General features: G+C 69.8%; 16 protein-coding genes. 7 read left to right on the top strand and 9 right to left on the bottom strand.

The window, feature by feature from the left end:
- Nucleotides 1-6 precede the first annotated feature (6 nt).
- The 7 genes from ALI144C_RS42480 to ALI144C_RS42450 form a co-directional block, all read right to left on the bottom strand.
- Nucleotides 7-822, bottom strand: coding sequence for an alpha/beta fold hydrolase (locus tag ALI144C_RS42480; protein ID WP_076992955.1), 816 nt, complete (start codon nucleotides 820-822; stop codon nucleotides 7-9).
- Nucleotides 819-1,967 carry a VWA domain-containing protein gene (locus tag ALI144C_RS42475; RefSeq protein WP_076992954.1) on the bottom strand — a complete coding sequence of 383 codons (1,149 nt, stop codon included), beginning with the start codon at nucleotides 1,965-1,967 and terminating at the stop codon, nucleotides 819-821. The genes ALI144C_RS42480 and ALI144C_RS42475 overlap by 4 nt, the downstream gene beginning before the upstream one ends.
- Nucleotides 1,964-4,150 (bottom strand): DUF5682 family protein, encoded by a 2,187-nt coding sequence (locus ALI144C_RS56020; protein WP_076993682.1) that lies wholly within the window; start codon nucleotides 4,148-4,150, stop codon nucleotides 1,964-1,966. The genes ALI144C_RS42475 and ALI144C_RS56020 overlap by 4 nt, the downstream gene beginning before the upstream one ends.
- The gene (locus tag ALI144C_RS42465; protein WP_076992953.1) at nucleotides 4,150-5,241 is read right to left on the bottom strand and encodes an ATP-binding protein; all 1,092 of its coding nucleotides are present in this window, start codon (nucleotides 5,239-5,241) and stop codon (nucleotides 4,150-4,152) included. Before ALI144C_RS42465 ends, ALI144C_RS56020 begins: the two co-directional genes overlap by 1 nt.
- Nucleotides 5,238-6,614, bottom strand: coding sequence for a DUF5691 domain-containing protein (locus ALI144C_RS42460; protein WP_076992952.1), 1,377 nt, complete (start codon nucleotides 6,612-6,614; stop codon nucleotides 5,238-5,240). Before ALI144C_RS42460 ends, ALI144C_RS42465 begins: the two co-directional genes overlap by 4 nt.
- On the bottom strand, nucleotides 6,614-7,894 hold the full coding sequence (locus tag ALI144C_RS42455) for an SWIM zinc finger family protein (protein ID WP_076992951.1): 1,281 nt from the start codon (nucleotides 7,892-7,894) through the stop codon (nucleotides 6,614-6,616). The genes ALI144C_RS42460 and ALI144C_RS42455 overlap by 1 nt, the downstream gene beginning before the upstream one ends.
- Before the next feature lie 117 nt (nucleotides 7,895-8,011).
- Entirely contained in the window at nucleotides 8,012-9,190 is a 1,179-nt protein-coding gene (locus ALI144C_RS42450) for a homogentisate 1,2-dioxygenase (protein ID WP_076992950.1), read from the bottom strand.
- Nucleotides 9,191-9,257: 67 nt separating this feature from the next.
- Between ALI144C_RS42450 and ALI144C_RS42445 the strand changes: the two genes are divergently transcribed.
- Genes ALI144C_RS42445 through ALI144C_RS42435 form a run of 3 tightly spaced genes read left to right on the top strand, consistent with a single transcriptional unit; the run spans nucleotide 9,258 to nucleotide 11,937 of the window.
- Nucleotides 9,258-10,124, top strand: a complete 867-nt coding sequence (locus ALI144C_RS42445; RefSeq protein ID WP_269086735.1) for a hypothetical protein — start codon at nucleotides 9,258-9,260, stop codon at nucleotides 10,122-10,124.
- Entirely contained in the window at nucleotides 10,121-11,293 is a 1,173-nt protein-coding gene (gene fahA, locus ALI144C_RS42440) for a fumarylacetoacetase (RefSeq protein ID WP_076992948.1), read from the top strand. Before ALI144C_RS42445 ends, fahA begins: the two co-directional genes overlap by 4 nt.
- Nucleotides 11,290-11,937: a helix-turn-helix domain-containing protein gene (locus ALI144C_RS42435; protein ID WP_076992947.1), complete on the top strand. Its 648-nt coding sequence runs from the start codon at nucleotides 11,290-11,292 to the stop codon at nucleotides 11,935-11,937. The genes fahA and ALI144C_RS42435 overlap by 4 nt, the downstream gene beginning before the upstream one ends.
- On the opposite strand, the gene ALI144C_RS42430 is transcribed toward ALI144C_RS42435, so the two are convergent.
- The gene (locus ALI144C_RS42430) at nucleotides 11,855-13,045 is read right to left on the bottom strand and encodes an MFS transporter (protein ID WP_143231196.1); all 1,191 of its coding nucleotides are present in this window, start codon (nucleotides 13,043-13,045) and stop codon (nucleotides 11,855-11,857) included. The genes ALI144C_RS42435 and ALI144C_RS42430 overlap by 83 nt on opposite strands.
- Nucleotides 13,046-13,132: 87 nt before the next feature.
- Here ALI144C_RS42430 and ALI144C_RS42425 point away from each other — a divergent pair, with 87 nt between their 5' ends.
- Genes ALI144C_RS42425 through ALI144C_RS42410 form a run of 4 tightly spaced genes read left to right on the top strand, consistent with a single transcriptional unit; the run spans nucleotide 13,133 to nucleotide 20,141 of the window.
- On the top strand, nucleotides 13,133-14,608 hold the full coding sequence (locus ALI144C_RS42425; RefSeq protein ID WP_076992945.1) for a cytochrome ubiquinol oxidase subunit I: 1,476 nt from the start codon (nucleotides 13,133-13,135) through the stop codon (nucleotides 14,606-14,608).
- A 9-nt stretch (nucleotides 14,609-14,617) separates the two neighbouring features.
- On the top strand, nucleotides 14,618-15,625 hold the full coding sequence (gene cydB / locus ALI144C_RS42420; protein ID WP_076992944.1) for a cytochrome d ubiquinol oxidase subunit II: 1,008 nt from the start codon (nucleotides 14,618-14,620) through the stop codon (nucleotides 15,623-15,625).
- A complete protein-coding gene (gene cydD, locus ALI144C_RS42415; protein WP_083753888.1) occupies nucleotides 15,622-18,996 on the top strand; it encodes a thiol reductant ABC exporter subunit CydD in 3,375 nt (1,124 codons plus the stop codon). The genes cydB and cydD overlap by 4 nt, the downstream gene beginning before the upstream one ends.
- A 14-nt stretch (nucleotides 18,997-19,010) precedes the next feature.
- Entirely contained in the window at nucleotides 19,011-20,141 is a 1,131-nt protein-coding gene (locus ALI144C_RS42410) for a GAF domain-containing sensor histidine kinase (RefSeq protein ID WP_076992943.1), read from the top strand.
- On the opposite strand, the gene ALI144C_RS42405 is transcribed toward ALI144C_RS42410, so the two are convergent.
- Nucleotides 20,130-20,762 carry a response regulator gene (locus tag ALI144C_RS42405; RefSeq protein ID WP_076992942.1) on the bottom strand — a complete coding sequence of 211 codons (633 nt, stop codon included), beginning with the start codon at nucleotides 20,760-20,762 and terminating at the stop codon, nucleotides 20,130-20,132. The two genes, ALI144C_RS42410 and ALI144C_RS42405, sit on opposite strands and share 12 nt — an antisense overlap.
- Nucleotides 20,763-20,764 lie beyond the last annotated feature (2 nt).

Here is a 20,764-nt window from a genome sequence, read left to right as displayed (position 1 = left end):
GCGTTGCTAGTGGCTTTCGGTGAGCCAGTCGAGGGCCTCCGGGGCGTGGTTCAGGACGGAGATGTGGCCGTCGCCGGGGGTGCGGCGGAGTTCGGCTGTCGGGCAGTGGGTGGCGAGCCATGCGCTGTGGGAAGCGGGGATCATGCGGTCCTCTTCGCCGTGCAGCAGGAGCATGGGGGCGGTGATCGTTGCCGGGTCGCAGCCCCAGGAGGCGACGTAGGCGAGGTCGTCGTCGATCAGGCCGTCTGGGCCTGCGGCGATGGCGGGGTCGACCACGGCGCCGAGCCAGGACTGCGTGCCGGACAGGGCGTCGAAGTCGGCTGGTGTGAACACCCCGGGGTCGAACTCGGCTGAGGCCTCGTGCTTCTCCTTGGCCGCACGCCCGGCTGCTGCCGCGCGTAGTGAGGCCTCACTCGCGGCTGCCATTCCGTCGAACCAGTCGAGGCCCGCTGCGTCGGACGGTGCCACTGTGGCCAACGCGGCGACGGCCGTTACGCGGTCGGTGAGCTTCGCGGCGCAGGCGACGGCGTGTGAACCGCCGCCGGAGTGGCCCATGACGGCGAATCTGTCGATGTCCAAGGCGTCTGCGACTGCGCTGACCAGGTCTGCCGCGGAGCCGACGGTCCGGCCTGGCAGGGGCGTCGATGTGCCGTAGGCGGGCCGGTCGTAGGAGACCCAGCGGACGTCCGGTCGGATTAGCGGGGCTGGTGGCGTGCCCATGTTGGGGGTGCCGTGGTGCCAGAACACGGTGTGTCGCGCTGGGCCCGTGTCGTAGATGTGCAGACGTTGTCCGCCGGGCAGTTCCAGGTCTGTCTCGATCATTTCCCGACCGCCATGCCTTCCTGTTCCGCCCACGCCGCGACGTCTTCCCGGCGCAGGGCTGTGGCCAGCAGGTCGGGGAAGGCGTCCGGGGTGCAGGCGAACGACGGGGCGCCGATCGCCGACAGTCGCGCGGCGAGTTCGTGGTCGTAGGCGGGTTTGCCGCTGTCGGACAGGGCGAGCAGGACCACGACCATCACGCCGCTCGCGACCATTTCGCGGACGCGGCGTTGCAGTTCGGCCGCGACGCCGCCTTCGTAGAGGTCACTGATCAGGACCACCACTGTGTCCGCCGGGCGGCGGATGTGTTGTTGCGCGTACGCCACCGCGCGGTTGATGTCCGTTCCGCCGCCGAGTTGGGTGGAGAACAGCAGGTCGACCGGGTCGTCCAGGGTTTCCGTCATGTCGACGACCTCGGTGTCGAACACGACCATCCTTGTGTTGACCGAACGAAGTGAGGCGAGCGTCGCGCCGAAGACCGCCGAGTACACCACCGACTCTGCCATCGAACCGGACTGGTCGACCAGCAGGATCACGTCCCGCAACGCCGCGCTGCGGGACTGGCGGTGTGAGCCGATCAGGTTCTCCACCACGAGCGTGCGCTGGTCGGGTTGGTAGTGCCGCAGGTTCGCCCGGATCGTCGCCGACCAGTCCACATCGGACATTCGGGGCCGCCTGGTCCGGCGGGACCGGTCGATCGCGCCGGTCACCGCGGCTATCAGCCGGTCGGCGAGCTTGCGTTCGATCTCCTCGACCACCTGGCGGACCACGGCTCGCGCTGTTTCCCTTGTCCGGGCTGGGATCGCGTGGGACAGAGACACCAGCGTGCCGACCAGGTTCACGTCTGGCTCGACCGACGACAGCAGCTCCGGTTCGAGCAACAGCTTGGTCAGGCCGAGGCGTTCCACGGCGTCACGCTGCATCACCTGCACGACGGACTTCGGGAAGTACGTCCGCACGTCGCCGAGCCAGCGGTGCAGTTTCGGCGAACTGGCGCCGAGCCCGGCGCCTCGTTTGCCGTCGCTGTCGCCGCCGTACAACGCGGTCAACGCGCTGTCGCGGCGGGTGTCGTCGTCACCGAGGCCGCAGAGTTGGTCGGCCTCGGGGCCGAGCAGAAGCCGCCATCGACGCAGCCGTTCGTCGGTCATACTCCCGCCCTCTCATACAACCCACGCACGAATTCCACGAGGCGCTCAGTGCGGTCCGGGTCGCCGTCGTCAACGACGAGCACTGCCGCTCCCGCGCCCTGCCCGACGCGTTCGGCCAGCGTGCGGCGCTCGGGCGCGGAGAAGGTGGAGATCGCGCGCCGCAACAACGGCAACGCGTCCTCGAACCCCTCGGTCGGCAGTCCGGTGAGCCAGTCGTCGACCAGGCCGAGCAGCCGTGGGTCGGCGGCGAGCCGGACGGCCGAGCCACGCAGGAACCCCGCGACGAACGACGTGCCCGACGAAGCGATCGACACGGCTCGTTGCATGCGGATCGCGACTGCCTCGGTGTCCAGGCGGTCGTCTTCCCACAGCAACCGCGTCGCTCGTCCGACTGGCAGACCGTGTGCCGACGGATCCGTCCGCACGAGCCGGTGCAACGCCTCCCACCAGCCCGCGGAGTGCTCCTCGTCCGCAGCGAGCAAGACGGCTTCGTGCGCGGTGTCCAATGTCGATAAAGCGACTTCTGCTGTGGCGTCGTCGATTCCGTGGCACGCCAACGGTAAGCCTGCGGACCCGCGGGCGAGCAGACCGTGCATGGCAGCCCGCAACAACTCCGGATCAGTACCACGCACCGATCCATATCGGACGGTCCCGGCCAACGCGGGCAACGCCTGCAGCAACTCGAGGGCGTCCGTCGCGGCCGCGGCGCAACGGTCCAGCGCGGCACGCGCCGCCGTGACAGCGCTGACGAGCTCGCACGCGACCGCCTCCCGTAAGACCTCCGCAGCCGCGGCCACTGTTTCGGCGGACTTGGTCCGCTCCAACAACACGTGCTCGGCCGCGCCCTCCACAGTGGCGCCATGACGGGCGGCCGCGGCGACCGCGACAGCGAGGCCCGGATCCCATTGGACTGTCCACGCCTCGGCGAACGTGCCGAGCGTGGTCGTCTCGTCCGGCTCGCCCCACCGCACGTCCAGCACGTGCAACTGCCGCAACAGCCGCGACCGGCCACGGTCGATGTCGCGCCGCAGGTCCAGCCGCATGCTCTTCTCGGCCGCGCTCGCGGGCAGGCGCAGCTTGCGCTGCCACCGTTCCAGATTCGTCGCGAGTGGGGACCGGGGCACGCCATCCCCGACGGCGCCGAGTTCCTCGCCGACGACGAGCTTCTCGTGGACGATGCGCAGCCCGACATCGTCCCCGCCGCACAGCACGGCCAACGCGGCCTCGCTGACCTCGGACAACCCCGGCGACGGCCGTCCACGCAACGCGGCCAGCGTGTCCGCCAGCCGCACAGCCTCCACAGCGCTCGCGGTGGACGCGGACAGGCCCTCCTCACGCAACACGTGCGACGTGCGCGCCATCCAACGCGGGATCGTGTCGTTCGGGTACTCCCACAAGTGGGCGTACCAGCCCGGTGACGCCACGCCCGCGCCGTAGCCCGAGGTCGCGGCGAGACGGCCGTGGCTCCACGGCACCCAACTGCCCGCGATCTTGCTCTTCGGCAGGCCTTTGAGCAGGTCCGCGTCCGCCTTGGCGGCAGGCAGCTCGCGCAGGGCGGGCACGTGCCAGGCGCCGCAGACCACGACGATCGGCCCGTCGTACTCGGTCAACGCCTTGCGCAGGACCTGGCGCATCCATGCCTCGCGTCGCAGCGTTCGCCGGTCGACCGTGTCCGCGAACTCCTCGCGCAGCGCCGTCATGGCTTCGGCGACCGCGGCGGCGAGCTGTGTCGGCTCCGCGCTGGAGTGCTCGACCACGTCCTCCCACCAGCGTTCCGGGTCGTCGAACCCGGCCGCCTCGGCGAGCACTCCGAGCGGGTCGACCACCACACGGTCGACTTCGTCCGCGTCGTCCGCACGGGACAGCGAGACCCCAGCCGGCAGGTCCGCGAACCGCACGTCGACGTTGTGCCGCGCGCCCCACGTCAGCGCCTGCCATTCGGGCGAGAACCGCGCGAACGGCCAGAACGCGGCGTTCGCCGGATCTGTCGCGTCGTGCAGCAGCAACGCCACGGGCGGGATCAGCTCACCGACGTGCTCGATCAGCGCGTCCGCGTCCGGCGGGCCCTCCACCAGGACCAACTGGGGACGCACGGCGTCGAGCGCGGCACGGACCATGCGGGCCGAGCCGGGGCCGTGGTGCCGGATGCCGACCAGCGTCACCCGGTCAGGGATCGGTTTCATCAGGCCGGATCCAGCTCCCGGCATGCCCGGTAGAGGTCGCGCCATTCCCTGCGCTCCTTGACCACTGCTTCGAGGTATTCCTGCCAGGCCACGGTGTCCGACACCCTGTCCTTGATCACCGCGCCGAGCAGGCCCGCGGCCAGCTCGTCGGCGCCCAGGCTGCCGTCGCCGAAGTGCGCGGCCAACGCCATCCCGCTGGTCACGACCGAGATCGCCTCCGCCGTCGACAGGCTGCCGCTCGGCTTCTTGACCTGCGTGCGACCGTCGACCGTGGTGCCGTTGCGCAGCTCACGGAAGATCCGCACGACCCGGCGGACCTCGTCCAACGCGGGCGGCTCGGACGGCAGTTCCAACGCGCGCCCTAACTGGGCGGCGCGCTGGCTGACGATCTCCACCTCGGCGTCCTCGGTGGCCGGTGGCGGGAGCACGACGGTGTTGAAGCGGCGGGCGAGCGCGGACGACATCTGGTTCACGCCGCGGTCGCGGTCGTTGGCCGTGGCGATCAGCGTGAAGCCCGGCACGGCCTGGACCTGGAGGTTCAGCTCGGGCACCGGCAGCGCCTTCTCGGACAGGATCGTGATCAGCGAGTCCTGCACCTCGGCGGGCATCCGGCTGAGCTCCTCGACACGGGCCACGGCACCGGTCTGCATCGCGCGCAGCACCGGGCTGGGCACCAACGCGGCCTCGCTGGGACCTTCGGCGATCAGCCGCGCGTAGTTCCAGCCGTAGCGGACCGCTTCCTCGCTCGTGCCCGCCGTGCCCTGCACGATCAGCGTCGAATCGCCGCTGATCGCCGCCGCGAGGTGCTCCGACAGCCACGACTTCGCGGTTCCGGGGACACCGACGAGCAACAGCGCGCGGTCGGTCACCAGGGTGCTGACCGCGACCTCGACCAGGCGGCGGTCACCGACGTACTTGGGCGTGATCACGGTCCCGTCCGGCAGCGTGACACCGAGGACGTATTGCACGACGGCCTGCGGCGAGAGCTTCCACTTCGGCGGGCGCGGCTTGTCGTCGGCAGCGGCCAGCGCGGCCAGTTCTTCGGCGTACTGCGTTTCCGCACTGGGGCGCAGCACAGTCGGTGTGGTCACGGGTTTCCGCTCCGTTCGATCTCTTCGTGGAGTTCAGTTCGCAGCCGCAAGACGAGTTCTTCGGCGCCGTGCACCGGCCAGCGCGCGGCTATGCGCGGCCAGTGGTCGTGCAGGACGCGCAGGTCCCCACGGCGTAACAAGGCTTCGGGCGGTCGGCCGACGCGCCAGCCGCGGTCGGCCAGTTCGGCGAAGCGCTCCAGCACGACCCTGGTCACGTCCGGGTGCCACGGTGAGGGGAGCAGTCCGCAGAAGTAGTCGAGTTCGTTGGCGTCCCACGACCCGGCGAGCTTGATCAACACACGGGCGAGCGTGGCCGACGGGAGTTTGTCCAACGCGTCGAGCAGGGCCGTCGAACTGATCGTGGAGGCGAGATCGGTCAGCCAGGGAACAGGATCGCGCGCGGCGCCGAGGTTTTCCGCGACGCCTTGCAGCAGCGCGGTTCCCCACGTGCTCAGCCGCAGCTTGCGCGGCGCCTTCGGGCCGAGCCAGTCCAGCCAGAAATCCGGCGACACGCTGGCCGCGTCCGCCTTCAGCCGCGCGGACCCCGTCCGGCGAACCGGCGAGTCGCGCAGTTCGTCGCGCGTGGGCTCCTGCTCGTACGGACCGTCCGGGTGCAGGTCCACCGTGTCGTCCAGCAGGCCGTCGCGCAGGCGTTGTTCGGCCCGTTTGGACAGTGCGGAGCCCGGCAGCCTGCGCAGCAACGCGACGGCTTCCTCACGGACGTTGGTGGACCGGTCGTCGAGCGCCTGTTCGAGGAGCGGCTCGTCCTCGGCGGTGAGGCCCTCCGACAAGGCGGCGATCAGGAACTTGCGGTCCTCGACCCGGCGCAGTTCGGACCAGTGCTCGGCGATGTACGCCCGGAATCGCGCGGAATCCTGTTGGCGGGCCGAGACGAGCCGTGCTTTGCGTTGCACGGGCGAGAGGTCGAGCGCGTCCTCGATGTCGATCGGGCCGTCGGTGTCCTGCTGGCCCGCCGCCCACGCCCAGCCGGCCCGGCGCTGCGCGAGCCACCGCCCCCGCGACCCGAGCGCGGGCAGAACCGCGTCCCGCACGACGGATCGGGCCGTCGCGGCGGCCAGGATGTCCGGCAGTTGGCGATACGGGACGACGAGGTTCGCCCGGTCGAGCGCGAGGCAGCACTCGCGCAGCATCTCGTTGTCCTCCGTGGCCATCACCTGGCTGAAGATCGCACCGACACGGGCGGACGCCTCGGCGCGGGTGTCCTGCGGCGCGGGCGGGATCGGCTCGGCCGCGGCTTCGGGCGCGATCCGGCCACCTCGCCTGGCCAGGCCGAACGCGGCGGAGTCGGCGAGCGCCCGCTCCGGGTCCGGTGAGCCGATGACGAGTTTCTGGGTGACCTCCGGCCAGCTCATCACACGACCTCCGGGGCGCCACCGGGCTCGGCGACCGCGCCGAGCTTGACCGACCAACCGTCCCACAACCCGATGGCGTCGAACGGGTGACCGCCGTGGATGGCGAGCGCTCGATCGGCGGCGACATCGTCGACCACCGGCAACGCGCGACCGTCGACATCGACGGCGACCAGACCGTCGGCCAGACGGATCTGCTTGCAGGTCAACGGGTGCAGCCGCTGCCACGGATCTTGGCGGAGCAGGGGCTCCAGACCGGCCAACGCGTCCGTCCACGTGTCGGAGAGGTCGATCGGGCGGGTTGCCGTGGACGGATCGCGATCACCGACCGCCATCCGGCGCGGCGCACCGGCCGGATACGGGTGCAGATCGCCGGTGAACTCACCGTTGGGCAACGCGGGCCCGGGAATCGCGCCACCGGCCGCGTGACGAACGACCATGACCCATTCACGTCGCTCACGCCCCCACACCCATTGCCGCGTCGTCCTTACGCGGCCGTCGTCCTCGTCTTTGCGAAGGAGGACGACCCACGTGTCGCGCCACCCCGGTTTGTCACGGACTTCCTGTTCGGTGACGGTGTAACCGAGACGCATCCGGATGACGTCTTCGAGCTCGGGCGGCGGATTGGCCGCGAGCGTCGCCAGCAGGTGCAACCCGCCGAGACGGTCGGCTGCCCGCTCGGTCCAGTTCGCGCCGCCGGCGAAAACGGCAGCCGCGAGGTCTTCCAACGCGCCGGCCAGCCCAGGGGCCTGCGCGTCGACCATCCGGCGCATGATCGACTCCCACCAGGCCCGGTCCCGGCCGGCCAGTTCGGCCACGCCCCGGCGGGCGACGTCGGCGAGCCACTCCCGCAACCCGGCGACCCCGCCCTGCACGGCAAGATCACGCGCCTCAACGGTTTTGGCCCGCTGCGCGGCCCGGCGTTCGACGGCCTCGGGGGAATCGTCCACCGGCTTGGGTGTTCTGCGGACCTCACGCTGGTGCTGCCACTCGCTGACCCACTCGGGCGCGGTGCCTGCCGGAGCGCCGCCACGGGCGTGCATGACCTGAACGGCGACGGCGTGCTTGCACGGGAATTTCCGTGAGGGACAAGAACATTTGGTCGCGCGGTCGGTCAGGTCGACGCACACCTGGTACGGCTTTTTGCCGCTGCCCTTGCACAAGCCCCACAGAGCGTGCTCGTCGTACCCGAGCTCGCTCCAGTTGCCAGGCGCCGCCAAGCGGGCCGCGCTGCTCGCGACCTGCTTGTCCGGCGCCATGGCAAGGACCGCGTCGACATCCATTTCGGCAGGACCCCCAAAGTCTCGATCTCGGATGAGACTCTAGGGCCACCCACCGACAGTTCTCGTTGGCCCAGGTCAGGAGTGGATCATGGTCGAAACGGCCCGGTTGCGGGAGGTTCAGCTCCAGTCGGGGCCCCGCCGCGCCCAGCTCCACGCGTACCGCGGGTCCTCGCACGCCTCGGCGCCTTCGCCCAGCTCCAACGGCCGGAACGTGTCGACCATGACCGCTGTCTCGTCGAACTTCTCCGCGCCGAGCGAAGCTTCGACGGCGCCGGGCTGCGGGCCGTGTGTGCATCCGGACGGGTGCAGTGACAACGAACCCAACCCGATGCCGGAGCCCTTGCGGGCCTCGTAGTTCCCGCCGACGTAGAACATCAGCTCGTCGGAGTCGACGTTGGCGTGGTTGTACGGCACAGGCACGGCCAGCGGGTGGTAGTCGACCTTGCGCGGGCAGAACGAACACACCACGAAGTTGGGGCCTTCGAACGTCTGGTGCACGGGCGGCGGCTGGTGCACGCGGCCCGTGATCGGTTCGAAGTCGCGGATGTTGAACACCCACGGGTACAACGAGCCGTCCCAGCCGACCACGTCGAACGGGTGGTTGGCGTAGGTGAACTTGGTGACGCCCGCGCGGTGGCGCACGAACACGTCCACGTCGGTTCCGTCGGCCAGCATCGGCTCGGTCGGACCGCGCAGGTCGCGCTCGCAGTACGGCGCGTGCTCGAGGAACTGCCCCTTCGCACTCAAGTAGCGCTTGGGCGGGCCGATGTGCCCGGTGGCCTCGAGGACCAGCAGGCGAAGGTCGTCGCCGGGAATCACGCGGTAGGTGCATGACGTCGGGATCACGACGTAGTCGCCGTCACCGACGGCCAGCGGGCCGTAGATCGTCTCGATCACGGCGCTGCCGGTCTGCACGTACAGCAGCTCGTCACCGGCGGCATTGCGGTACAGCGGGGACGGCTGCGTGGCCGCGACGAAGCAGATCTTCACGTCGGCGTTGCCGAACAGCAGCCTGCGGCCGGTCACCGCGTCGACCTCGGCAGGGGAGTCCCACTTGAGCTCCTGCGACTTGAAGTGCCTCGGCTTCAGCGGGAGGTTCGGGGTGGTCGAGCGCTCGTCGGCGACCTGGACCGCGTCGACGATCGCGGTCGGCAGGTGGCGGTGGTAGAGCAGCGCCGAATCGCTGGAGAACCCCTCGACACCCATCAGCTCTTCGGCGTAGAGCGACCCGTCCGGTTTGCGGAACTGCGTGTGCCTCTTTCGGGGGATCTCACCCACGCTTCGGTAGTAAGGCATGGCCTCTCCTGTGTCCGGATAGCGGACATTTTTGTTCAGTTGCCGGTACGCTACTAGCGTGTCAGCCGTGTCAAGCGCAGTCGAACTCCCGCCGCCCGGCCCTCGAGGTGTTCCGCCCCTGCTCGCGAGGCTTGTCGACGACGCCGCCCTGTTCCCGCCAGGCAACGCGGCGATGCCCGACGCCATCGCCGCGCACCTGGCGATGCGGTCGTCGAACCGGGCCGCCGTGATGGGTCTCTTCCTGTGTCCGGCGTCCCGGTTGCCGGAGCTGATCACCGAGCTGATCAAGGCCCGGCCGGTCAAGCCCGTAGCACTGTCCCTGGTGATCGACACCGGCCTCGGGGGCGTGCCCAAGGCGCTGTCCATCGTCGAATCGCGCACCGAACTGCTCGCACTGCGAATGGTCGAGATGCCCGCGCCGTCCGACGTCGACGACCAGTGGCTTGAGCGGGTCTCCGAGTTCGTGCCCGAGGACGTCATCCGCGTCATCGAGCCGCGCCGGGGCGGCCCGGACTGGCTGGAGAGCATCCGCAGGGTCGCCGAGCACGGCAGCTGGCCCAAGCTGCGCTGCGGCGGGCTGAGCCAGCAGGCCTTCCCGACCGTCGACGAGATCTCCGACTTCATGTCGGTGGTCAGCGCGGGCGGCGTGTCGTTCAAGGCAACCGCCGGTCTGCACAACGCGGTCCGGCACACTGACGAAGAGACCGGATTCACCCACCACGGCTTCCTCAACCTGCTCGTGGCGACCGCCCGGTCGCTGGCCGGCGGGGATGTCCGCGAGGCGCTCACCAGCACGGACTCCGAGGCGCTCGCCAAGGAGGCAGCCGAGCTGTCCGAGGCGGCTTCGCACGCGGTCCGCGGTGTCTTCGCGTCCTACGGCTCGTGCTCGCTGGCCGAGCCGGTCGCCGACTTGGAACAACTGGGGTTGCTGTGACGTGGGTGCAGGACGAGGCCTTCAGTGCCGACCAGCCGTTCGGTCCGCAGACGCTGCCGTACGGCGTCGTGGACGGCCAGATCGCCGTGCGCCTCGGCGATCAGGCGCTGCCGTTGCGGCCGATCGCCGAGACCTTCGGTGAGCACGCCGACCTGGTCGCGGCCGATTCGCTGAACCCGTTGCTCGCGGCGGGTCGGCAGGCGTGGACCGACGTGCGGGCCCGGTTGATCGAGCTCACGCAGGCGCCGACCGCGCCGAAGGGCGCCGCGCTCGTGCCCCTCGGCGAGCCGGTCCTGCCGTTCGCGGTCGCCGACTACGTGGACTTCTACTCGTCGAAGTACCACGCGGAGAACGTCGGCCGGATCTTCCGGCCGAACGACGAGCCGTTGCTGCCCAACTGGACTCACCTGCCGGTCGGTTACCACGGCCGCGCGGGAACCATCGTCGTGTCGGGCACGCCCGTCGTACGGCCGCACGGTCAGCGGCGCGGCCAGCACGGCCCGACGTTCGGGCCGTCGCAGCGGCTGGACATCGAGGCCGAGGTCGGTTTTGTCTGCGGCGGGCCGGTCACCGGGCGTGTCCCGGTGTCGTCGGCCGCGGACCACGTGTTCGGCGTCGTGCTCGTCAACGACTGGTCCTCGCGTGACATCCAGGCGTGGGAGTACCAGCCGCTCGGTCCGTTCCTCGGCAAGTCGTTCGCCACGTCCGTCTCGGCGTGGGTGACCCCGCTGGACGCGTTCTCGGCCGCGCGCGTGCACACGCCACCGCGCGACCACGCGGTGCTCGACTACCTGGTCGAGGACCAGCCGTGGGGCCTTGATCTGCTGCTCCAGGTCGACTGGAACGGCACGATCGTGTCCCGGCCGCGGTTCGCGGACATGTTCTACTCGTTCGCCCAGCAGCTGGCGCACATGACCGTGAACGGCGCGACCGTGCGGCCAGGCGATCTGTTCGCGTCCGGCACCGTCTCCGGTCCGGAACGCGACAAGCTCGGGTGCTTCCTGGAGATGAGCTGGGGCGGGCGGGACAAGATCTCGCTGGCAGGCGGTGAGCAGCGGACATTCCTTGAGGACGACGACACCGTGCGGATCACCGCGACCGCGCCGGGCCCGAACGGCTCCGTCGTCGGGCTCGCGGAGGTCGTCGGAACCGTGACACCCGCGTCATGACCTCGCCGGGCGTGCACGGCAAAGAGAGCTCCCTGACGCTCGACCGGGGGCTGGCGCTGCTGCAGGCGGTCGCCGACTCGGAGTCGGAAGCGCCGACCATCAGCGACCTCGCCGCCGCGATCGGCGCCAGCCGCGCGGCGGTGTACCGGCTGCTCGTGCCGCTCCAGGCACGCGGGTTGGTGCGCAGGGAGGGCTCTCGTGTACGCCTCGGCTTGGGTCTGTTGCGGTTGTCATCGCGTGTCCTGCCGCAACTGCGGCACGCCGCGTTGCCCGCGTTGCGCGAGCTCGCCGAGTCCATCGGCGCGACCGCGCACCTGACGGTCGCCGACGGCGATGAGGCACAAGCCGTCGCCGTCGTCGAGCCGTCGTGGACGGCGTATCACGTGGCCTACCGCGTCGGAACGCGTCATTCGCTGAACAAGGGCGCGTCCGGCAAAGCCATCCTGCTGCCGTTCGAAGGGCCGGAGTGGGTGTCGACGGCCGGTGAGCTGCAGGCCGGGGCGTTCGGCATCGCCGCGCCCGTGCGTGGCGTGTCGGGGTTGCGTGCCAGCGTCGGCGTGGTCACTTTCGAACGTCTGCACGCGGAGGTCGTGGGGCCGCAGGTTGTGCGGACTGCCGCGGAGGTCGCGGTCGCGTTGCGATGACGGCCGGAACGGCCGCCGCCGAGATGACCGCCAGCGTCAACCACAGCGGGGCCGTACCCAACGCCAGGAGGCCCGTCAGCAGCCCGGGACCGACGGCGACGGAAACGCCCCAGGAAAGCTGGAACAGGGCGCTGGCGCGGCCCTGAGCCTGTTCTGGCGCCGCGTCGGCGGCCGCCGCCGTGCTGAGCGGGCTGAAAAGGGTCTCGGCGAGCGACATGAGCGCGCTCGTCGCGATGAGCACCGGAATGGCCGGGAAGACAGCGAGAGCGGCGAAGCTCACCGCGAACAGCCCGGCGGCGACGGCCATCCCGAGGCTGCGCGGGAACCGCTCGGCGATCCGCAGCACCGGCTCCTGCGCCACGATGTAGACGGCGGTCCCGGTGATCATGGCGGCGGCCACGACCCACTGCGGTTCGTGCAGCTCGTTGATGACCGCGATCGGCAGCACCGTGTACTTGCCGACACTGGCCAGGCAGAACAGGATCTGCGTCGCGCAGATCGCCACATAACGGCGGTCCTTGACCACGACCGCCCAGTCCGCCTTCGCCGTCGACACCCGCGGCGGCGTCCTGATCCCCACCAGGACCACCGCCGCCACCCCGAGCAGCGCCGCGGTCACGTAGTTCACCACGTTGTAGACCGCCGGATCGGCCACGTCCGGCATGACCCCGATCAGCGCGGACCCGAGCCCGAACCCGGCGAACCGGCCGATCGACTGGCGGCCGAGCAGCCGCTCCAGATCCCGGTCGCCCCTGCTGACGGCCTTCGCGAACGGCGCGTTCGACGTCCAGAAGAGACGGTCGCCGACACTGATCACGGTCGCGACGAGAACCGCCTCCCACGCCGTGTCGGCGTGTGGGTAGTAGAGAAAGCCCACCAGCCGCACGACGTTGGAAGCGATTACCAGCTTCGCCGGGCCGATCCGGTCGAGCAGCACCCCGACCGCTGGTCCGGCCGTCACACCGATCAGCCCGCCGACCGTGAGGCTCATCCCCGCCGTCGTCTGCGTCAGGTGCTGAGCGTTGACCAGGAACAACAACGCGAACGGCGGCCACACACCGCTGGCCGTCGAGTCGATGATGGACGCGATCGCGAAGCGCGTGCGCACGAGTGACACCCCCCACAGGACCTAGGTCCCGACGATAGGGGACCGCCGCACCAAGAGAAAAATCCTTCCCGGTCGCAGGATCATGGTGTGGACGTTCTCGACCTGGCGCGGTGGCAGTTCGGCATCACCACCGTCTACCACTTCCTGATGGTCCCGCTGACGATCGGTCTCGCGATCCTCGTCGCCGGGATGCAGACGGCATGGGTGCGCACCGGTGACGTGAAGTACCTCAAGATGACCAAGTTCTGGGGCAAGTTGATGCTGGTCAACTTCGCCATGGGCGTGGTCACCGGGATCGTGCAGGAGTTCCAGTTCGGGATGTCCTGGAGCGCGTACTCCCGGTTCGTCGGTGACGCTTTCGGCGCGCCGCTGGCGATGGAGGGGCTGCTCGCGTTCTTCGTCGAGTCCACGTTCCTCGGCCTGTGGATCTTCGGCTGGGACAAGCTGCCCAAGAAGGTCCACCTGGCGTGCGCCTGGGCGTTCTCCCTGGCCACGGTCGCGTCGGCGTACTTCATCCTGGCGGCGAACTCGTGGATGCAGCACCCGGTCGGCGTCGAGATGGTCGACGGGCGGCCGAGGCTGACCTCGATCTGGGCGTTGCTGACCAACAACACCGCGCTCGCCGCGATCCCGCACACCATCGCCGGGTGTTTCGCCGTCGCGGGCGCGTTCCTGGTCGGCGTCGCCGTCTGGCACCTCACGCGGCGCCGCTCCGAGGAAACGGCGGTGTGGCGGTCGTCGCTGAAGCTCGGCGGCGTGGTCGGGATGGTCTCGTTCGCGCTGCTCGCGGTGACCGGTGACATCCAGGGCAAGCTGATGTTCGAGCAGCAGCCGATGAAGATGGCCGCGGCGGAAGCGCTGTGCCACACCGAACAACCGGCCAGCTTCTCGATCTTCGCGATCGGCGACGTGACCAGGCCGGACTGCGAGAACGTCAAGTCGATCACGGTCCCCGCACTGCTGTCGTTCCTCGCGCACAACGACTTCACCAGCGAGGTCAAGGGAATCGAGGACCTGACCAAGGAGTACAAGGCCAAGTACGGCGAGTTCTACCCGGTCGACCCGCGGCTGGGCGAGCTGTCCGGACAGCCGATCGACTACGTGCCGAACCTCCCGGTCACCTACTGGGGCTTCCGCTTCATGATCGGTTTCGGCGCGCTGGCCGCGCTGGCGGCCGCCGCGGCGTTGTGGCTGACCAGGAAAGGCCGGATGCCCGCGTCGCCGTGGTTCCGCCGGGCGGCACTCGCCGGGATCGCCACGCCCTTCCTCGCCAACAGCTTCGGGTGGATCTTCACGGAGATGGGACGGCAGCCGTTCGTGGTCGTGCCCAATCCGACCGGCGTCGACGGGGTGTGGATGTTCACCGCGCGCGGCGTCTCCGGGTTGACCGTCGGGGAAGTGCTGACCTCGTTGATCGTGCTGACACTGGTCTACGCGGCATTGGCGGTGATGGAGGTGTTCCTGTTGCGGCGCTACGCGCGCGCCGGGATCGCCGGGGTGATGCCGCCCGACAAACCGGCAGCGGAGAAGAAGTCCGACGACGAACTCGCCTTCGCGTATTAGGAGCCCGCAATGGACCTGGCACTCGTCTGGTTTCTGATCATCGCCTTCTTCTGGCTGGGATACCTGTTCCTCGAGGGCTTCGACTTCGGCGTCGGGATGCTGCTGCCGGTGCTCGGCAGGGACGAGAAGGAACGCCGGGTGATGGTGAACACCATCGGCCCGGTGTGGGACGGCAACGAGGTGTGGCTCATCGTCGCCGTCGGTGCGACGTTCGCGGCTTTCCCAGGCTGGTACGCGACATTGTTGAGTTCCGCGTACCTGCCCTTGCTCGCGGTACTCGTGGGTTTGATAGGCCGGGGTGTGGCCTTCGAGTACCGCGGCAAGGTGGATTCGGTGCGGTGGCGTCGCAATTGGGACCGGGTGATCGTGGTCGGCTCATGGCTGCCCGCGCTCGGCGTCGGCCTGCTGCTCTCGTGGAACGTGCTCGGGTTGCCCATTGACGCGGCCGGTAACCGGGTGGGGTCCGCGTTCGCCTCGATCCAATGGGAAACCCTGCTCGGCGCGCTCGCGATCGTAGGTTTCTCGCTCGTGCACGGGGCCGTGTTCGTGGCGTTGAAAACCGAAGGGGATATACGGTCGCGGGCGCGCCGTCTTGCTTTGCGGATCGGCCCGGTGGCGTTGCTGCCGTTGCTGGGACTGCTCCTGGTCGTGCAGATGCGCACCGGTTCTTCGTGGACATGGCTCGTGGTCGGACTCGTTGTCATCGCCGCGATCCTGGCGTTGGTGTTCCTCTCCGCGGGGCGCGAAGGACGGGCGTTCGCCCTGATGGCGATGGTGATCGTCGGGTCGGTCGTCGCGTTGTTCGGCGCGCTGTACCCGAACGTCATCCCGTCCACTGTGGATCCGGCGTTCTCGCTGACGATCGAGGCGACCGCGTCCAGCCCGTACACGTTGAAGGTGATGACGTGGATCGCCGGGTTCGGCGCCCCGGCCGTGCTCGTCTACCAGGGCTGGACCTACTGGGTGTTCCGCAAACGAATCGGCACGGCGCACATTCCCCCGGTGCGTGTGCCATGAGCTCTGCCGACCGGCGAAATCCCGCCAAGGACCGGTCGGGCAGGGGCCCGCTCGGCGCGCTGCCAGCATCGGCGCGCCGAGCACTGGCCCTGTGTTTCGTCCTCGGTTTCCTGTCCGCTTTGGCGCTGGTCGCGCAGGCGTGGTCCCTCGCTTCCGTGGTGACCGGCGGCGGATTGCTCGTCGTGCTCGTCGGTTCGGTTGTCGTACGGGCACTGCTGAGCTGGGCAACACAAGTCGTCGCGGCCAGGGCCGCCGCGGGGGCCAAAGAGGAATTGCGGGCAAAGGTCCTCGACACGTCTTTGGCACGCGGCCCGGAATGGATTTCCACCCAAGGCGCCGCGTCATTGACCGTGCTGGTGACCAAGGGCCTGGACGCGCTCGACGCCTACTTCACGGTGTACCTGCCCGCATTGGTCAGCGCCGCCGTGGTCCCGTTGTCCGTCGGCGCGGCGATACTTCTCATCGACTGGCCCGCGGCCGTCGTGATCGTGCTGACCGTGCCGCTTGTGCCGTTGTTCGCGATCCTGATCGGCAAGTACACCGCGTCGAAGGTTTCCGAATCAGCGGACGCGACAGCGCGCCTGTCCGCGCATTTGCTGGAAATGATCCGCGCCTTGCCCGTGTTGACCGCGTTCCGGCGGGCCGAGCGCCAGGCCGAGGCGGTCCGCCGCGTTTCCGCCCAGCACCGGCGCGCCACCCTGGCCACGCTGCGAGTCGCCTTCTCGTCGGCGTTGGCGCTGGAACTGATCGCGACGCTGTCGGTGGCGGTGGTCGCGGTGATCATCGGCGTTCGCCTGGTCTCCGGCGACCTGACGCTCGCGGTCGGGCTGTTCGTGCTGATCCTGGCGCCGGAGTGCTACTTCCCGCTCCGCGCCGCGGGAGCGGCGCACCACGCCAGCGAGGACGGCATCGAGGCGATCCGGCGTGTGCACGCGTTGCCCGGCGAGGTTCCGGTGGACCCGCAGTTCTCCGACTCGGTGGTCGCTTCGGTCACAGACCTGCGCGTGGCCCGGCGTGACGGCTTCGCACCGGACGGACTGTCGTTCTCGTTGCGGCCAGGGGAGATCGTCCGGTTGTCGCAGCCGAGCGGCGGCGGGAAGTCCACGGTCATCGCGGCGTTGCTGGGGTTCGTCTCGCCTTCCTCGGGGTCTGTCGTGGTCGGCGCTCCCGACCTGGCGGCGTGGCACAGGATCGTGGCGTGGGTCCCCCAACGTCCCGCCTTCGCCGCCACGACGGTCGCCGACGAACTCCGGCTCGCTCTCAGCGACCGAAACGTCCTGCCCAGCGCGGACGAGATGCGCGAGGTCGCGTCGACGGTCGCCGCCGAACACCTGATCGACCGCAAGGTCATCGAGTTGTCCACAGGAGAACGCCAACGCGTCGCCATCGTCCGTGCGCTGCTGCGGGTCAAGCGCGGCGCCCGAGTCCTGCTGCTCGACGAACCGACCGCGCACCTGGACAGCGCCACCGCCAGCCTCGTGATGCGCGCGGTGTACTCGGCCGCGTCCGACGGCGTGGCCGTTCTGCTGGCCACCCACCGCGACGTCGCACTCGCCGACGAGACTCCACAGTCGACGGTCATCGTCTCGACCTCGCCGTCCGCCGCGGGCAAGGCGCCCCGGCTCCGGATCACCCGCCGTGAACTGCTCGGCGCCCTGATCGGAGCTTTGGCGCTGGCCAGCGGTGTCGCGTTGACGGCGGTGTCGGCGTGGCTGATCGCCAAGGCCGCCACCCAGCCACCGATCCTCACCTTGATGGTGGCGATCGTCGGCGTCCGCACCTTCGGCCTGGCGCGCGCGGGATTGCGCTACCTCGAACGTCTCGTCACCCACGACGCCGCGTTCCGCCGCGCCGCCTCCCTACGCGTGGCGCTGTGGCAACGGCTGGTCGCTCTGGGCCCGGCACGCACCGCAGGCCTGGCCCGTGGCGAGGGGTTGCGCCGACTGGTGGACGACGTGGACACCGTCAGGGACCTCACGCCGCGTGTGCTCGTGCCGCCGATCATCGCGGGGGTTGTGTGCAGTGTGGCGGTTGCGGTCCAGTTCGCACTGTCCCCGGTTGCTGGAGTTGTTCTCGCTTGTGCCGTGTTGGTGGGCGGTATTGGCGCGCCTGTTCTCGCCGGTTTCCTCGAACGCCGCGCCACCACAGTGCTCGCTTCCGGACGCCGCCGTGTCGCCGCCGACGTCCTCACGTTGCTTGAGGCCGCGCCTGAGCTCATCGTGTTCGGTGCCGCCACACAACGCCGCGCCGAACTCAAGCGCATCGACGCGGCACTGGTCCGCCAGGCGCGCACGCAGGCTTTCGGCGCGGGAGCGGCAACCGGCCTGATCACCCTCGCCACCGGCCTGGCAGCGGCGTTCGGTGCGACGACAGGAAACCCGGTACTGGCCCTGGTCCCGTTGGCCCTGGCGGAGGTCCTCGCCCTGCTCCCACCGGCCTGGCAGCACAGGGAAGCCCTCACCGCCGCCTACGCCAGAACCCAAGCCGCCCAACCAGAAACGGCACCAGCCCGCACCGAACACCCGATTCCAGCCCAAGCCCCCACAGCAAATCCAACCGCGACCAGAGCTCCCACCCGCAGCCCCGTTTCCACCAAAACCCCCACACACAGTCCCCCACCCAACCCGGGGGGCGTCCCCGCTCCAGTCTATCGGGGTAGCAGCAGGTCGGAAGGGCTACTGGCGGGTTGTGGACAACCGGATTTGACGATGGTGCCGTCGGTGCGGGACGAGTCGGGCGGCGTGGCGATTGGTGTCGGTCCGGGTTCGGGTCCGGCGGCCGTTCGGTTGGCCGGTGTCGATGTCCGTTGGCCCGGGGCGGCCGAACCCAGCCTGCGGGACGTCACCCTGACCATCCCCGAAGGCAGTCACGTCGCCGTGGTCGGCCCGTCCGGCGCGGGGAAGTCGACGCTGCTGGCGTTGCTGCTCGGCTTCCTCCCCGCCGAGAAAGGCACCGCGCACGTCCCCCACAAGGTCGCGTGGTGCCCGCAGGAGCCGCAACTCGTCTCCACCACCATCCGTGAGAACCTCCGCGTCGGCGCCCCTGACGCGTCCGATGAACTCCTCGTCCAGGCGTTGACCGATGCCGGGCTCGCGCAGTGGGGGCACCGGTTGGACAGCCTCGTCGGCATGGTGTCCGGCGGTGAGGCCGAACGGCTGGCGCTGGCGAGGGCGTTGGTCGCCGCGCCGGAGGCCGACATCGTCATTCTCGACGAGCCCACCGCCCACCTCGACGTGCCCACCGCCAGGACTGTTCTCACGGACCTGGCCGCGAAGCTCAAGGGGCGGACTCTCGTGCACGTCACGCACCGGCCTGAGGAGGCCGCTGCGGCTGACATGGTCGTCCGCGTCGACGCTGGTCGGGTGGCATAGCCTTGTTGACGATTATGGATCCGACTCTTGCCGCGCGGGCTTTGACCGCGTCCACTGAGATCGCCACGGCCGCGTTGTCCGGTGACGACCCCGAGGCGGTTCTCGCCATGGTCGTGGCGGTCGCCGCCGAGCTCGCGGAGGCCGATCTCGGTCTGGTGATGGCGCGTGGTGAGGACGGGCGGCTCACGGTCGAGGCCGCGCACGGCACGGCCATCGTGGAGAACCCGGTCGGGCTGGTGCTGTCCACGCGGTCCAGTGCGGCGCGGGTGGCGCGCAGCGGTATCCCGATGGTGGTCGACGACGTCACCACCGACCCGCGGACGTCGCCGTTCGTGCCGAAGGAGCTCTGGGGGTTCGGGCCGTTCGCCGCCGCGCCCTTCGGCACGCGGGAGCGCAGGCTGGGAGCGTTGACCGTCTACCGCAAGCGGGGCGCGCAACCGTTTGCGCCACCGACGGTCGAGGTACTCACGGCGTTCGCCGCGCAGGCCGGGATGGTGCTCGTGCTCGCCGAGGGATCCAACGCCCGGCAGCGGGTCGCCGTACTCGAGGAGCGGGAGAAGATCGCGCGCAACCTGCACGACGTGATCGTGCAGCGGCTGTACGGCGCCGGGATGCAGCTGGACCTGCTGGTCAGGCGGCCTGCCAAACGGTTGGCCAAGGCCGATGCCGCCCGGCTCGCCGACGCCGTCGACCAGCTCGACGCCACCATCGCCGAGATCAGGGGCACCGTCCGCGCCCTGCTCAACCCGGACCCGACCGAGCCGATGGATCTCGCCGAGACCGTCCGCTCGGAGGTCGCCACCGCGGGGGAGCTGCTCGGGTTCACGCCACGGCTCGACCTCCTCGGCGACCTCGCGACCGTGCCAGGAGATGTCGCCGACCACACCAGGGCCGCCCTGCGGGAGGCGCTGTCCAACGTCGTGCGGCACTCCGGCGCGAGCAGCGTCCGCGTCCAGCTCAAGGTCACCCAGCAAGACCTGGAGTTCCACGTGATCGACAACGGCTGCGGCATCCCGCCCGGCGTCACCCAGCGCGGCCTCAACCACCTGCGGGAACGCGCCGAACAGGCAGGCGGGCACTGTGACGTCCGCTCCAGCGCCCGCACGGGCACGACCGTGACGTGGACGGTGCCGCTAGCGCGTTGAGCGGCGGGCCACCCACGCGGCGGCCTGCGTGCGCCGCTCCATCCCGAGTTTCGCCAGGACCGAGGTCACGTAGTTCTTCACGGTCTTCTCCGCGAGGAACAGCTGCTCGGCGATCTGCCGGTTGGTCAGGCCCTCACCGATCAGCTCCAGGACCTTGCGCTCCCGTTCGGTCAACGCGTTCAACTCGTCCGAGTCGGCGGCCCGGCGCATGCGGTCGAGCACGCGCGCGGTCGTGACCGGGTCCAGCAGCGAGCGCCCCTGCGCCACTTCGTGCACGGCCTTCACCAGGTCATGCCCACGGACCTGCTTCAGCAGATACCCCGACGCCCCGGCCATGATCGCGCCGACGAGCGCTTCTTCGTCGTCGAACGCCGTGAGCACGAGGCAACGCGGCCCGTTGGGCAACGCGCGCAGCGTCCGGCACAATTCGACGCCGTTGCCGTCCGGCAGGCGCACGTCCACGATCGCGACATCGGGTGTGCTGGCCGTGGCACGTACCACCGCCTCGCCGACAGAACCCGCCTCGGCGACGACCTCGATGTCCTTCTCGCCGTTGAGCAGGTCGCGCAGCCCCCGGCGGACCACCTCGTGGTCATCGACAAGCAGCAACCGGACGGTCATAC

The organism is Actinosynnema sp. ALI-1.44, assembly GCF_001984155.1.
Classification (GTDB): Bacteria; Actinomycetota; Actinomycetes; order Mycobacteriales; family Pseudonocardiaceae; genus Kibdelosporangium.
The sequence above is the reverse complement of the archived record's forward strand: the minus strand, read 5'-3'. Positions and strand labels throughout refer to the sequence as shown.

Coding starts and splice junctions, on each gene's coding strand:
- ALI144C_RS42480 (WP_076992955.1), bottom strand. CDS start 822: ATGATCGAGACAGACCTGGAACTGCCCGGCGGACAACGTCTGCACATC.
- ALI144C_RS42475 (WP_076992954.1), bottom strand. CDS start 1,967: ATGACCGACGAACGGCTGCGTCGATGGCGGCTTCTGCTCGGCCCCGAG.
- ALI144C_RS56020 (WP_076993682.1), bottom strand. CDS start 4,150: ATGAAACCGATCCCTGACCGGGTGACGCTGGTCGGCATCCGGCACCAC.
- ALI144C_RS42460 (WP_076992952.1), bottom strand. CDS start 6,614: ATGAGCTGGCCGGAGGTCACCCAGAAACTCGTCATCGGCTCACCGGAC.
- ALI144C_RS42455 (WP_076992951.1), bottom strand. CDS start 7,894: ATGGATGTCGACGCGGTCCTTGCCATGGCGCCGGACAAGCAGGTCGCG.
- ALI144C_RS42450 (WP_076992950.1), bottom strand. CDS start 9,190: ATGCCTTACTACCGAAGCGTGGGTGAGATCCCCCGAAAGAGGCACACG.
- ALI144C_RS42435 (WP_076992947.1), top strand. CDS start 11,290: ATGACCTCGCCGGGCGTGCACGGCAAAGAGAGCTCCCTGACGCTCGAC.
- cydB (WP_076992944.1), top strand. CDS start 14,618: ATGGACCTGGCACTCGTCTGGTTTCTGATCATCGCCTTCTTCTGGCTG.
- cydD (WP_083753888.1), top strand. CDS start 15,622: ATGAGCTCTGCCGACCGGCGAAATCCCGCCAAGGACCGGTCGGGCAGG.
- ALI144C_RS42410 (WP_076992943.1), top strand. CDS start 19,011: ATGGATCCGACTCTTGCCGCGCGGGCTTTGACCGCGTCCACTGAGATC.
- ALI144C_RS42405 (WP_076992942.1), bottom strand. CDS start 20,762: ATGACCGTCCGGTTGCTGCTTGTCGATGACCACGAGGTGGTCCGCCGG.